13 protein-coding genes are annotated in these 13134 nt (G+C 67.8%); 8 read left to right on the top strand and 5 right to left on the bottom strand.

All coding sequences use genetic code 11. The features are described from left to right. Window positions 1-34: 34 nt before the first annotated feature. Complete coding sequence (locus BLP88_RS10885; RefSeq protein WP_074589133.1) at window positions 35-1495, bottom strand: lipase maturation factor family protein; 1461 nt, start codon at window positions 1493-1495, stop codon at window positions 35-37. Window positions 1496-1552: 57 nt separating this feature from the next. On the opposite strand from BLP88_RS10885, the gene dxr reads away from it, so the two are divergent. The 6 genes from dxr to BLP88_RS18965 all read left to right on the top strand — a co-directional run bounded on the left by dxr (window position 1553) and on the right by BLP88_RS18965 (window position 7414). Next, complete coding sequence (gene dxr / locus BLP88_RS10890; protein WP_074589135.1) at window positions 1553-2737, top strand: 1-deoxy-D-xylulose-5-phosphate reductoisomerase; 1185 nt, start codon at window positions 1553-1555, stop codon at window positions 2735-2737. Window positions 2738-2812: 75 nt separating this feature from the next. After that, the gene (locus BLP88_RS10895; protein ID WP_074589136.1) at window positions 2813-4144 is read left to right on the top strand and encodes a M50 family metallopeptidase; all 1332 of its coding nucleotides are present in this window, start codon (window positions 2813-2815) and stop codon (window positions 4142-4144) included. Between the two features lie 98 nt (window positions 4145-4242). Continuing rightward, entirely contained in the window at window positions 4243-4536 is a 294-nt protein-coding gene (locus BLP88_RS10900; RefSeq protein ID WP_074589138.1) for a YciI family protein, read from the top strand. Window positions 4537-4582: 46 nt separating this feature from the next. Beyond that, window positions 4583-5749 (top strand): flavodoxin-dependent (E)-4-hydroxy-3-methylbut-2-enyl-diphosphate synthase, encoded by a 1167-nt coding sequence (gene ispG / locus BLP88_RS10905; protein WP_074589139.1) that lies wholly within the window; start codon window positions 4583-4585, stop codon window positions 5747-5749. Then, window positions 5712-6596 (top strand): GNAT family N-acetyltransferase, encoded by an 885-nt coding sequence (locus BLP88_RS10910; protein WP_074589291.1) that lies wholly within the window; start codon window positions 5712-5714, stop codon window positions 6594-6596. The genes ispG and BLP88_RS10910 overlap by 38 nt, the downstream gene beginning before the upstream one ends. A gap of 74 nt (window positions 6597-6670) precedes the next feature. Next, on the top strand, window positions 6671-7414 hold the full coding sequence (locus BLP88_RS18965; RefSeq protein WP_175453536.1) for a hypothetical protein: 744 nt from the start codon (window positions 6671-6673) through the stop codon (window positions 7412-7414). Window positions 7415-7434: 20 nt separating this feature from the next. On the opposite strand, the gene BLP88_RS10920 is transcribed toward BLP88_RS18965, so the two are convergent. Genes BLP88_RS10920 through BLP88_RS10930 form a run of 3 tightly spaced genes read right to left on the bottom strand, consistent with a single transcriptional unit; the run spans window position 7435 to window position 9592 of the window. Continuing rightward, entirely contained in the window at window positions 7435-8058 is a 624-nt protein-coding gene (locus BLP88_RS10920) for a TetR/AcrR family transcriptional regulator (protein ID WP_074589141.1), read from the bottom strand. Further along, window positions 8055-8798 carry an ABC transporter permease gene (locus tag BLP88_RS10925; RefSeq protein WP_084111100.1) on the bottom strand — a complete coding sequence of 248 codons (744 nt, stop codon included), beginning with the start codon at window positions 8796-8798 and terminating at the stop codon, window positions 8055-8057. Before BLP88_RS10925 ends, BLP88_RS10920 begins: the two co-directional genes overlap by 4 nt. A gap of 11 nt (window positions 8799-8809) precedes the next feature. Continuing rightward, a complete protein-coding gene (locus BLP88_RS10930; protein ID WP_074589294.1) occupies window positions 8810-9592 on the bottom strand; it encodes an ABC transporter ATP-binding protein in 783 nt (260 codons plus the stop codon). A 192-nt stretch (window positions 9593-9784) separates the two neighbouring features. Here BLP88_RS10930 and BLP88_RS10935 point away from each other — a divergent pair, with 192 nt between their 5' ends. Together BLP88_RS10935 and BLP88_RS10940 are read left to right on the top strand one after the other, a co-directional pair. Then, window positions 9785-11596: a proline--tRNA ligase gene (locus BLP88_RS10935; RefSeq protein WP_074589143.1), complete on the top strand. Its 1812-nt coding sequence runs from the start codon at window positions 9785-9787 to the stop codon at window positions 11594-11596. Further along, on the top strand, window positions 11593-12384 hold the full coding sequence (locus BLP88_RS10940) for a sulfite exporter TauE/SafE family protein (RefSeq protein WP_074589144.1): 792 nt from the start codon (window positions 11593-11595) through the stop codon (window positions 12382-12384). Before BLP88_RS10935 ends, BLP88_RS10940 begins: the two co-directional genes overlap by 4 nt. On the opposite strand, the gene BLP88_RS10945 is transcribed toward BLP88_RS10940, so the two are convergent. Continuing rightward, a complete protein-coding gene (locus BLP88_RS10945; protein WP_074589146.1) occupies window positions 12381-13100 on the bottom strand; it encodes an alpha/beta fold hydrolase in 720 nt (239 codons plus the stop codon). The genes BLP88_RS10940 and BLP88_RS10945 overlap by 4 nt on opposite strands. Window positions 13101-13134: the final 34 nt, after the last annotated feature.

Below are 13134 nucleotides of genomic sequence, written 5' to 3' on the forward strand. Positions count from 1 at the left end.
CGCGGATTTTGGGGCCCCAACTGTACGTTCGCGCTCATTTCCCGGGGGATCGGGGCAGGGACAGCGGCGGGATCGCCTCATACAGTTCCAGCCTGACCCAGCGCTCGCCGTTTTCCCGGAACTCCGCCCGGCTCGCGAAGCGGTACAGGAAGGTGCGGGCACGCACCCAGCGCGGGCGGCCGCCGTCGAACGGGTCCAGCCGCAACAGGCGCAGGGTGGCGGGGTCGGCGTCGAGCAGTTTGTGCAGGAACGCGTAGAACCACGGCTCGTGGATGGTGCGCAGCGGCAGGAACCACATCAGCCAGTCCAGCCGCAGATGGTACGGAGCCCACTGCCGGGGGAGCCTGCGCGGATCGCCCGGCTTGCCCTTGAAGCCGTATTCGCGCCAGCCCTCGCCGTCCGGATCTGCGTCCAGGGTGCCCTCCACCACCACCTCCACCCGGTGCTTGGTGACGGTGCCGAACGCCCCGTACGTGTTGCCCAGCTGCCAGCGGTTGAAGCTGGCGTTCATCAGCTGCCCGCTGGAGAGCAGGTTGCGCAGCGGGCGGTACGCGAGCACCAGCAGCAGCACCGTCGCGGCGAGCACGACGGCGGTCCACCACACCGGGGACTGCGGCACGCCCGCGGGGGCCGGGGAAACGGCCGGGTCCGGGATCCCGAAGACAGCCCGCAGCACGGGGTCGCTGACGGCGGCGAACGCCAGGACGATCGCGGACCAGTTAAGCCAGGCGAAGTTCCCGCTGCCGACCAGCCAGAGCTGGGTGAAGATGACTATCCCGGCCGCCACGGCCGCCACCGGCTGCGGCGCAAAGAGGAAGAACGGCACCACCAGCTGCGCGAAATGGTTCCCCAGCACCTCCATCCGGTGCAGGGGCTTCGGCAACAGGTGGGCCTGCCGGCTCAGCGGCCCGGGCATCGGCTGCGTTTCATGGTGGTAGTACAGGGCGGTCAGGTCCCGCCATTCGCTGCCGCCGCGGATCTTGATCATGCCGGCGCCGAACTCCAGCCGGAACAGCAGCCACAGCAGCAGGAGCAGGATGGTCCGGGGCGGCGGGACCTGCTCCGAGCCCAGGAACGCCACGGTGAAGCCGAGCTCCAGCAGCAGCATCTCCCAGCCGAAGCCGTAGAACGTCTGGCCCACATTGACCACCGACATGTACAGCAGCCACAGCGCCAGGAACATGAGCAGCGGGACCCACGGCGGCCCCAGCTGCGGCAGCCCGGCCACCAGCAGCAGCGCCAGCGCCATCCCGGTCACGCAGACGAGCCGCAACAGCCGGTCCGAGTAACGCCAGCGGAACAGGCTCGGCCGGCCGTATCCCTGCGAACGTTCCACCCAGCGCGGAACCGGGAGCAGCCCGTGCTCTCCCAGCAGGGCGGGGAACTGGTTGAACGAGGATAGGAAGGCGATGAAGAACAGCGCCGCCGTGCCGCGCTGCAGAACCTGCCGGGCAAATCCGTACTCCGGCGCCTCCAGGAACCACACCCAGTCCACGCCTCCAACGCTACGCCCGTGCCCTAAACGGTCAACGGTGTGCGGGATACTTGATCCATGCAGCCCCGCAAGATCGTCCTCCTCGGCTCCACCGGTTCCATCGGCACCCAGGCGATTGACGTCGTCGACGCCGCCCCCCACCTCTTTGAGGTCGTGGCCCTGAGCGCGGGCGGAGGAAACCTGGCGCTGCTCGCGCAGCAGGCCGTCCACACCCGCGCCGCCGCCGTCGGAATCGCCGATGGCGACCCGCGCGCCCTGCAGGAACTGATCGACAACGCCGCCTCCGCCGCGGGGCTGCGGAACTACCGGCCGGAAATCTACAGCGGCCCGGACGCGTCCAGCAGGATCGCCGCCGTCGAAGCGGACGTGGTCCTCAACGGGATCACCGGCTCGATCGGCCTGGCTCCCACACTCGCAGCACTCAAATCAGGGGCGACGCTGGCGCTGGCCAACAAGGAATCCCTCATCGTGGGCGGCACGCTCGTCAAGGCCGCGGCCGCCGACGGCCAGATCGTGCCGGTCGATTCCGAGCATTCCGCCCTCGCCCAGTGCCTGCGCTCCGGCACTGCCGCCGAAGTGGAGAAGCTCATCCTGACGGCCTCCGGCGGGCCCTTCCGCGGCCGCAGCCGGGAGCAGTTGCATAATGTCACCCCGGACGAAGCGCTGGCCCACCCCACCTGGGACATGGGCCTCATGGTCACCACCAACTCTGCCAGCCTGGTCAACAAGGGCCTGGAAGTGATCGAGGCGCACCTGCTCTTCGACGTTCCCCTGGACCGGATCGACGTGGTGGTCCATCCGCAGTCCGTGGTGCATTCCATGGTGCAGTTCGTGGACGGCTCCATCATCGCGCAGGCCTCCCCGCCGGACATGCGCCTGCCGATCGCCCTGGGCCTGGGCTGGCCGGACCGGGTTCCCAAAGCGGCGAAGGCCTGCGACTGGAGCCAGGCCACCAGCTGGACCTTCGAGCCCCTGGACCCGGTGGCGTTCCCGGCAGTGGACCTGGCCAAGGACGCCGCCAAGCAGGGAAGCACCTTCCCGGCGGTCTTCAACGCCGCCAACGAGGAAGCAGTGCAGGCGTTCCATTCGGGACGGATCCGCTTCACGGACATCGTGGACACAGTGGAGGCCGTCCTCAGCGAGCACTCAGGTTCTTCGGAGCTGACGCTTGACTCCGTGCTGGAAGCTGAACGGTGGGCACGCACGCGCACCCACGATCGTTTAGCCACCAGCACCGTCTAGCACGCAGAGCCACAACCCAGCACGCAGAGCCACAACCCAGCACGCAGAGCCACGAAGGAAGCAGCACCACCAGGCATGAATCCCGTTATTCTCTTCATCCTCGGAGTCGCCTTCGTCGCCGTCGGCGTCGCGGCCTCCATCGCGCTGCACGAGGTGGGGCACCTGCTGCCGGCCAAGCTGTTCAAGGTGCGCGTTACCAAGTACATGATCGGCTTCGGGCCCACCATCTGGTCCCGCCGCAAGGGGGAGACCGAGTACGGTTTCAAGGCCCTGCCATTGGGCGGCTACGTGGCGATGATCGGCATGTACCCGCCCAACAAGGAGGACGGCGGCGTCCGGCCCTCCAGCACGGGCATGTTCCAGACCCTGGCCAGCGAAGCCCGCTCCGCGGCGCACGAGGAAGTCGGTCCCGGCGACGAGAACCGCGTGTTCTACAAGCTGCCGGTGTGGAAGAAGATCATCGTCATGCTGGGCGGCCCGGCCATGAACTTGCTGATCGGCCTGGCCCTCACCGCCGTGCTGCTTATGGGCTTCGGCATCTCCACGCCCACCACCACCCTGGCGGACGTTTCCAAGTGCCAGGTCACGGAGGGCGAGTCGGTCGATCCGGACTCGGCTGCCTGCAAGCCGACCCCCGCCGCCCAGGCCGGACTCAAACCGGGAGACACGATCCTCACCTTCGACGGCAAGGACGCCGGCACCTGGGCGGAGCTGTCCACCCGGATCCGGGCCTCCGCCGGCCGCACCGTGGAGATCACGGTCCAGCGCGACGGCCGGACGGTCACCTCCGAGGTCACCCCCGTGCTTTCCTCACGCCCGGTCATCGGCGACGACGGCCGGCAGGCAAAGGGCACGGACGGCAAGCCGCTGTACCAGGAAGTCGGCTTCCTCGGTATCGGTTCGCAGACCGCCCTTGTACCGCAGCCGGCGTCGAGCGTGCTGCCCATGGCGGGCGAGAACATCAAGCAGATCAGCGGCGTCATCCTCAACCTCCCGGCCCGCGTGGCCGGCGTTGCGCAGGCCGCCTTCAGTTCCGAACCGCGGGACCCCAACGGCCCCATCAGCGTGGTGGGCGTCGGACGCGTGGCGGGCGAAGTCGCGGCCATGGAGGAAGTCCCCGTGCAGGCGCGGCTGGCCACTTTGGTGGGCCTGCTCGCCGGGCTGAACTTCGCCCTGGCCGTGTTCAACCTGATTCCGCTACTGCCGCTCGACGGCGGCCACATCGCCGGCGCCCTCTACGAAGGCGTGCGGCGCCGCATCGCGAAGCTGTTCGGCAAACCGGACCCCGGCGCCTTCGACATCGCCAAGCTGCTGCCCCTTACCTACGTAGTGGCCGGCCTGCTCATGGCGATGGGTGCGCTGCTGATCTATGCGGACATCGTCAAACCGGTGAATCTCTTTGGCTGAGTTCCCCGTGCCCGGTGCCTGGCGTCCAGTGCCCCTGCGTGCGCAATGCCACCCATGCGGAGTCCGCTCCAGTGCGGGCTTGGCGATAGGGTAGCGGTATGACTGTTTTCGCTGTTGAGTACGTTTACGACGCCGAGTCCGCCGCCGTGCGCGACGAGCACCGCCCGGCCCACCGCGCCTGGGCCGCAGAGCTTGCCGAGCAGGGAACCGTTCTGGCTTCCGGTCCCTACGCCGACGGGTCCGGCGCCCTGATCCTGGTCAACGCCGCCGACGAAAACGAACTGAACTCCATCCTCAAGCAGGATCCCTACGCCGTGGCCCAGGGCCTGGCCGGCATCCGCACCAGCGCCTGGAACCCTGTGATCGGCCTCCTCGCCGAGCACGCTTCCTAGCGAATCCCCCTCCTCCCGATCCACCTCTTCACCCCAAGGAGTCCACGTGACCTCGGTCAGCCTGGGAATGCCGTCAGCCCCGCCACCCGTCCTTGCGCCGCGCCGCAAGACGCGCCAGATCAAGGTGGGCTCCGTGGGCGTTGGCTCCGATTCGCCCATCAGCGTGCAGTCGATGACCACCACGCCCACCACGGACATCAACGCCACCCTGCAGCAGATCGCCGAACTCACGGCGGCCGGCTGCGACATTGTGCGCGTGGCCTGCCCTTCGGCCGATGACGCCGAGGCGCTGCCGATCATCGCCCGCAAGTCCCAGATCCCGGTGATCGCGGACATCCACTTCCAGCCGAAGTACGTGTTCGCGGCGATTGAGGCCGGCTGTGCCGCGGTGCGCGTGAACCCAGGCAACATCCGCAAGTTCGATGACCAGGTCAAGGAAATCGCGCGGGCCGCCAAGGACCACGGAACCTCCATCCGGATCGGCGTCAACGCCGGCTCCCTGGAGCCCGGCATCCTGAAGAAGTACGGCAAGGCCACGCCCGAGGCGCTGGTCGAATCCGCCGTCTGGGAGGCTTCACTGTTCGAAGAGCACGGCTTCCACGACTTCAAGATTTCCGTGAAGCACAACGACCCCGTGGTGATGGTGGCCGCCTACGAGATGCTCGCGGAAAAGGGCGACTGGCCCCTGCACCTTGGCGTCACCGAGGCCGGCCCGGCCTTCCAGGGCACCATCAAGTCCGCCACTGCCTTCGGCGCCCTGCTGTCCAAGGGCATCGGCGACACCATCCGGGTATCCCTTTCCGCCCCGCCGGTGGAGGAAATCAAGGTCGGCAACCAGATCCTGCAGTCCTTGAACCTGCGTCCGCGCAAGCTGGAAATTGTCTCCTGCCCGTCATGCGGCCGTGCCCAGGTGGACGTCTACACCCTCGCCGAGCAGGTCACCGCAGGCCTGGAGGGTATGGAGGTTCCGCTGCGCGTGGCCGTGATGGGCTGCGTCGTGAACGGCCCGGGCGAGGCCCGCGAAGCCGACCTTGGTGTGGCGTCCGGCAACGGCAAGGGTCAGATCTTTGTGAAGGGTGAGGTCATCAAGACTGTCCCCGAGAGCGAAATTGTTGAGACACTGATCGAAGAGGCCATGCGTATCGCTGAAGAGATGGGGGAGGCCGATGGCGAAGATGCTGTCAAGGGTAGCCCCGTGGTTAGCGTCTCGTAACGAGACTGCGCCGGACGGATTGACCGTCCGGATCCTGGAGGGCGCCGATACGGCGCAATTGCGCGCACTTGCCCTGGAAGACCCTGTGGCGAATGTGTTCATTCTGTCCCAGCTGGGGTCGCACGGGAGTGCCTCGCCGACGGCGGCGGGTGCCCGGATTTTCGGGGTGTTCGACGGCGGCGCGCTCTTGGGTGCCTGCTGGGCCGGGGCGAACCTGGTTCCGGTCCAGCTGGATCCCGGGCTGGCCCCGTACATCGCCCAGGCGGTGCACCGGGCCGGGCGCCGCTACGCGTCGATCTTCGGTCCCGCCGAACCAGTGCTCGCCCTCCACGCGGCCCTGGAGCCGCACGGGCACCTGGCCCACGAGGTGCGTGCCGAACAGCCACTGATGACGATCTCGGGGGAGCCGGATATCCCGGCCAACCCGCACCTGGGCTTCGGCGACATGGCCGACTTCGAGCTGATCCTTCCTGCTTGCGCCGCGATGTTCGAAGAGGAAGTGGGCTATTCGCCGTTCCTGGGCGGCGAGGACTTCTACAGCCGCCGGGTGGCGGGACTGATCCGGCAGGGACATTCACTCGTGCACATCGATGGCGGGCGCGTGCTCTTCAAGGCCGAGCTCGGCGCCGTGACCCCGGACGTGAGCCAGGTCCAGGGCGTGTGGCTCAACCCCGCCATCCGCGGGCAGGGCCTGAGCGCCGGCTACATGGCCGCCGTCGTGAAGCTGGCACAGACGTTCGCCCCCATCACCAGCCTCTACGTCAACCACTACAACCTGCGTGCGCGGGCGAGTTATGAACGGGTGGGATTCCAGCAGCTGGGAACCTTCGCTACTGTGCTCTATTAATGCAGGGAGGCACTCGGAAGTACCTGCAGCCATACTGCAGGCCACCCGGCCCGTTCGCATCCTCTGGGGGGATCTTGTATAACGCACCTCGTATTGTCCTGGCCGTCTCGGCCGCCGTCGTCCTTTCCGTCTCGGCCTGCGCGGCCCCCGCTCCGGCGCCGTCCTCAGCGACGGTCCAGAGCAAGACGCCCAGTCCGACCCCCACGCCGACCCCGACCGTGGCGTTCAAGAAGTACACGAACGCCGAACTGGCGGAACTCTTCGAAAGTATCGACAACGCCGAAGGGGCGCCGTTCGTCGCGATGCCGGAAGACCAACTGCTGCAGGGAGTTGACGCGGCCAAGAGCATGATCTCGTCCATGAAAGTCACCCCGGCGGCATGCGGCGGTGCCGCCCTCGCCGGAAGCTTCCAGGCGGTTCAGGGTGCAAGCATGGCGGTCGCGGTGGCGAGGCCGTCGGGCAGCGCGTCACCGGTCCAGACCGTGAGCCTCGTCTCCGGCCTGGATCAGGCGAAGCTTTCGGCCATCTACGCCCGGAACAAGGAACAGGCCAAGACATGCCGGCACATGGTCATTGAGGTGGCGGGTCAGAAGGCGGAGTCTTCCATGACGGAGGTTCCCGTGGCCACGGCGACTCCGGGCACCTTCGCCGTGAAGGCGACCAGTACGGTCGGTACAGTCGTGACAACACAGATCATGGTGACCGCCTTGAAGGGCGGTGTCGTGATTACCAGCAATTACGTCAGTGCCGGCAACGTTGCCTTGGAGACGAAACAGGCAGCCGAGACCCTCGACGACATTGCGGCCCTGATCAAGTAAGCGTCACAGCGGCGCCCCGGTCACAAAGGCTCCGCGAGGTAGCGCCGGATGTTCGGGGCAACCAGCCTCACCACCTCATCCGGCGCTGCCGAGGCCAGGGGCTCCAGCCGGACCACGTACCGGACCAGCATCAGGCCCACCACCTGCGTGGCCACGAGATTCCCGCGCAACGCGCGTTCTTCGGGCGTGCCCGGAAGCCCTGCCATGATGCGCTGCAGGACGGTCCGGGTCACCAGTTCCCGCAGCATGGCCGTCTTGGCCTTGGAACCGATGGTGCCGCGCAGGAACGCCACCAGGCTGTGCTGCGCAGGGCTCTCCCATAGCCGCAGCACAGCCCGCACGATTTCCTCCGCGCGCTGCCCCGGATCGAGGGACTCGACGCCGGCCAGGACCTCCGCCGGATCCGCCGGGAGGTCCACGCTGAGCGCGAAGAGCTCGTCCTTGCCTTTGAAGAAATGGTGCACCAGGGCCGGATCCACCCCTGCCTCGCGGGCAACCTGCCGCAGGCTCGTGCCGTCGAAGCCGTGCTCGGCGAAGAGCCGCCGGGCCGCGGCGAGGATGAGCTCGCGCGAATCGTTCGTGCCGACGCGGCGGCCCCGCCGGGACGCAGGCACGGTCCCGTGCAGCGAGGGAAGCCCGCTCATCGGGTCTGCCGCCGAAGGGTCAGCGAGGCCAGCACCAGGACCACCAGCACGATGACACCGATCGTGGCCGCGTCATCCCACAGGAGCTGCGTGGCCTCGCTGTTGGCCGCGATCTCCTTGAGGGCATCCACGGAGAACGTCAGCGGCAGCACGTTCGAAATGCTCTCCAGCACGTCGTTCATGCGCTCCCGCGGCACGAACAGGCCGCAGAGAAGAATCTGCGGGACCACCACCACGGGCATGAACTGGACCGCCTGGAACTCGGTCCGCGCGAACGCCGAGCACAGCAGGCCCAGGGCCACCCCCAGCACGGCGTTGATGACGGCGATCATCACCACGTACCCGGGGCTGCCCTTGATGTCCAGGTCGAAGATCCAATACGCCACCGCCGTCGCCACGAGCGACTGCAGGGCCGCCATGATCGAGAACGCGATCGCGTAGCCGAACAACAGGTCCGCCTTGTGGATCGGCGTCGTCAGCAGCCGCTCCAAGGTGCCGGTGGTCCGCTCGCGCAGCATGGTGATTGAGGTGACCAGGAACATCACCACGAACGGGAAGATCGCGAGCATCATCAGGCCCACACGGTCGAAGGTGCGCGGCATGCCCGGCGGCAGGGTCTCGTTCTCGTAGAGGTAGTACACGGCGGTCAGCAGCAGGGCCGGCACCACCAGGATCAGCGCGATGCTGCGGCGGTCGTGCCGCAGCTGCTCCAGGACCCGCCGGCTCGTCGCCAGCATCATGCGGGGATTCATCATGCCACCTGGCTTTCATTGCGGTCCGTGCGGGAAGGTTTGCCTTCCGCCTCCCGGATCAGGTGCAGGAACGCCTGTTCAAGGTCGGTGCTGTGTCCGCGTTCGCCGAGCTCGGCAGGGGTGAGGCTGGCCATCAGCAGGCCTTCGCGCAACAGCAGGAGCGAGGAACAGTGCGAGGCCTCCTCCATCACGTGGCTGGAGACCAGCAGCGTGGTTCCGGAGGCCGCCATTGTGGCGAAGCGCTCCCAGAGCTCCGCGCGCAGCACCGGGTCCAGGCCCACGGTGGGTTCGTCCAGGACCAGCAGCCCGGGGTGCGACACCAGGGCACAGGCCAGCGACACCCGGCTGGACTGGCCTCCCGAAAGATCGGCTGTCCGCTGCCGGGCGAGGTCCTCGAGCCCGACGGCGGCGATCGCCTCGGCGGTGTCGGCCGCCGTCGCGCCGTGCATCGCCCCGAAGTACCGGACGTTCGCTTCGACGCTGAGATCCGGATAGACGCTGGGGGACTGGGTGACGTATCCGACGTCGTGCCGCAGGGCTGCGGCGCCCGCGGGCTGGCCCAGCACGGTGACGGCGCCGGCGGAAAGGCGCTGCGCCCCCACGATGGCCCGCATGAGCGTCGTCTTCCCGCTGCCCGAAGGGCCGAGCAGGCCGGTGATCCGACCGGCGCCGATCGTGAAATCCAGGCCGCGCAGGATCCTGGTCCGGCCGCGGTTGACGTGGACTCCGCTGGCCTCAACGGCCGGGGCAACGCCTGCTGGTTCTGCTACGTGCCGGTTCATGGCGACCTCCGGAAACGAATTCATCACCCGATGAATTCAAGGTAGACCTGCCGCCTGCCACCGTCAATGGACTCCTGCGCGCCCCCGCGAAGGCGGCCCGGGCGTCGGCGGGCGGCAAAGACGCGGGCGGCCAGCCGGTAGATTAGTAGTCAGTAGTTTTTGCCATCCCTTGCCACAGAAACGGATTTGCCCGTGGTCGTTCGCCTGTCCCAGCTGTTCCTGCGCACCTTGCGTGAAGATCCCGTCGACGCCGAGGTCGCCAGCCACAAGCTGCTGGTCCGGGCGGGTTACATCCGCCGCGCCGCTCCCGGCATCTACACCTGGCTGCCGCTGGGCCTGAGCGTGCTGCGCAAGGTGGAGCAGATCATCCGCGAGGAAATGGCAGCGATCGGCGCCCAGGAAGTGCACTTTCCTGCCCTGCTTCCCAAGGAACCCTACGAGGCCACCAACCGCTGGACCGAATACGGCGAGGGCATCTTCCGCCTGAAGGACCGCAAGCAGGCCGACTACCTGCTCGCCCCCACGCATGAGGAAGTCTTCACCCTCCTGGTCAAGGACCTGTACTCCTCGTACAAGGACCTGCCCCTGAGCATCTACCAGATCCAGAACAAGTACCGCGACGAAGCCCGCCCGCGCGCAGGCCTCCTCCGCGGCCGCGAGTTCATCATGAAGGACTCCTACTCCTTCGACGTGGACGACGCCGGCCTGGACGCCAGCTACGCCGCGCACCGGGCCGCCTACGTGAAGATCTTCGAACGCCTGGGCCTGGAAGTCGTCCCGGTCACCGCCACCGCCGGTGCCATGGGCGGGTCCAAGAGCGAAGAATTCCTGCACCCCACCGAGATCGGCGAAGACACCTTCGTCCGTTCCGCCGGCGGCTACGCGGCCAACGTCGAGGCCGTCACCACCGTGGCGCCCGAAGCCATCGACTTCAGTGACGCCCCCGCGGCCCGTGTCCTGGACACCCCGGACACCCCCACGATCGAAACCCTCGTCGCCGCGTCGAACGAACTCGCCCCCCGCAGCGAGGCCGACGGCGGCGCATGGACTGCCGCGGACACGCTCAAGAACGTCGTGCTCGCCGTGACGCTGCCCACCGGTGAGCGCCAGCTCGTCGTCATCGGCGTCCCCGGCGACCGCGCCGTGGACCTCAAGCGCGTCGAGGCCAACATCGGCGCCTTCCTGCCGGTGGCCGGCGAGATCGGCCTGGAAGCCGCCAACGAGGACGACCTCAAGAAGCAGCCCCTCATTGTCAAGGGCTACCTTGGCCCCGGTCTCACGCTGGACGCACCCCTGCTGGGCAGCGAAAGCTCCACCAAGCTCCTGTACCTCGTTGATCCCCGCGTTGTCAGCGGCACCGCCTGGATCACCGGAGCCAACCAGGCCGGAAAGCACGTCTACGACCTTGTGGCCGGGCGCGACTTCACCTGGGACGGCGTCATCGAATGCACCGAGGTGCGCGCAGGCGACCCCGCCCCCGACGGCAGCGGCCCCCTGGAACTGGCACGCGGCATCGAGATGGGACACATCTTCCAACTCGGCCGCAAGTACGCCGAAGCCCTCGACCTGAAGGTCCTGGACCAGAACGGCAAGCAGGTCGTAGTGACCATGGGTTCCTACGGTGTGGGCGTCACCCGCGCCGTGGCCGCCCTGGCCGAATCCAACAATGACGACCGCGGCCTCATCTGGCCCCGCTCGGTGGCACCCGCGGACGTGCACGTGGTGGCTGTCGGCCGCGGCGAGGAAATCTTTGCCGCCGCGGAGAAGCTCTCCGCCGAACTGGAAGCCGCCGGCCTGGACGTCATCTACGACGACCGCCCCAAGGTATCCCCCGGGGTGAAGTTCGGTGACGCCGAGCTCGTGGGCGTGCCCACCATCCTGGCTGTCGGCAAGGGCCTGGCGAACGGCGTCGTGGAGATCAAGGACCGCCGCAGCGGCGAAGCCGAGGACGTCGCCGTCGAAAAGGCCGTGGACTACGTGGTCAACGCCGTCCGCCAGAAGTGATTTCCGGCTTCGAATCGATCGAGGCCGCCACGCTCCTCATGATCGTGGTGGCCGGTTTCGCCGCCGGATGGGTGGACGCCGTGGTGGGAGGCGGGGGACTGATCCAGCTCCCCGCCCTCCTCCTGGTCCCGGGCATCACCCCGGTCCAGGCGCTGGCCACCAACAAGATGGGCTCCATCTTCGGCACCGCCACCAGCGCCACCACCTACTACCGCAGGGTGGGCCCGGACCTGAAGACCGCCGTGCCAATGGCCGTGATCGCGCTGGCCGGAAGCTTCGGCGGGGCGCTGCTCGCGGCGAACCTGCCCGCCTCGGTGTTCAAGCCGATCATCGTGGTGGCGCTCGTCGTCGTCGCGCTCTTCACCGCGCTGCGGCCCAACGCCGGCGAACTCACCGCCCTCCGGCACGACGGCCACAAGCATTACGTGGTGGCCTGCCTGATCGGTGCGGTGATCGGTTTCTACGACGGACTGATCGGCCCCGGCACCGGCTCCTTCCTGGTGATCGCCCTCGTGTCCGCGATGGGCTATGCCTTCCTCGAAGCCAGCGCCAAGGCCAAGATCGTCAACATGGCCACCAACGCCGGGGCCCTGCTGTTCTTCCTGCCGCACGGCTCCCTCCTATGGGGCGTCGGCCTGCTGCTCGGCGCCGCCAACATGGCCGGCGGCTACCTCGGTGCCCGCACCGCGGTGCAGAAGGGCAGCAAGTTCGTCCGCGCCGTGTTCCTCCTGGTGGTGGCAGCACTGATCATCAAACTCAGCATCGACGTCTGGCAGGACCTGGCCTAACCGGCGGTGGCATCCGCGGTGCGTTCGACGGCGGCAAGGATCGCCTCGCCGAGCTCTGCCGGGCGGGTGAACTGCGGCCAGTGGCCGGTGGGGAGATCCACGAAGTCCACGTCCTTCATCCGGGCGAGCTCGGCCGTGAAGGGCGAACCGGCTGCCATCCATTCGCGGAGCATGCCCGACGGGAATTCGCAAGCGATGATCGTGGCCGGAACCTCATACCGCCGCTCGTCATTCAGGCGCTGCTTGTCGAAGGCCACGCCCTTGGGCTGGGGGATGGCGCGGTTGCGGAACATCTCGCGGAGCTCGTCGTCCAGGTCCACGAGGTCGGCGTCCTCGAACACGTCCCAGGCCGGCAGCGGAATGTCGTCCCCGTCCACGGGCAGTTCGTCGTTGATGACGCCGCCCTCGCCGAGCGGCCCGCTGTCCACGTAGATCGCCCGGGCGACGCGGTCCGGGCGGGCATCGAGCACGCCGTGGATGATGGCGCCGCCGCCCGAATGGCCCACCAGCACCACCGGCCCTTCGGCGCTGTCCACCGCGGCGGCCACCGCATCGATGTGGTCTCGAAGGCCGATTCCGGCCCGCGGTGCGTCAACAGACTCAAGGCCCGGCAAAGTCAAGGGCCTGACCCGGTGGCCGGCGTCGACGAGCGGCGGGGTCACCTCCGACCATGACGAGGCATCCAACCAGAACCCGGGAACAAGGATGATTTCCATGGTCCGTACCCTATGACGGGGCACTGACAAGAAG

Source organism: Arthrobacter cupressi, from assembly GCF_900099975.1.
Taxonomy (GTDB): domain Bacteria; phylum Actinomycetota; class Actinomycetes; order Actinomycetales; family Micrococcaceae; genus Arthrobacter; species Arthrobacter cupressi.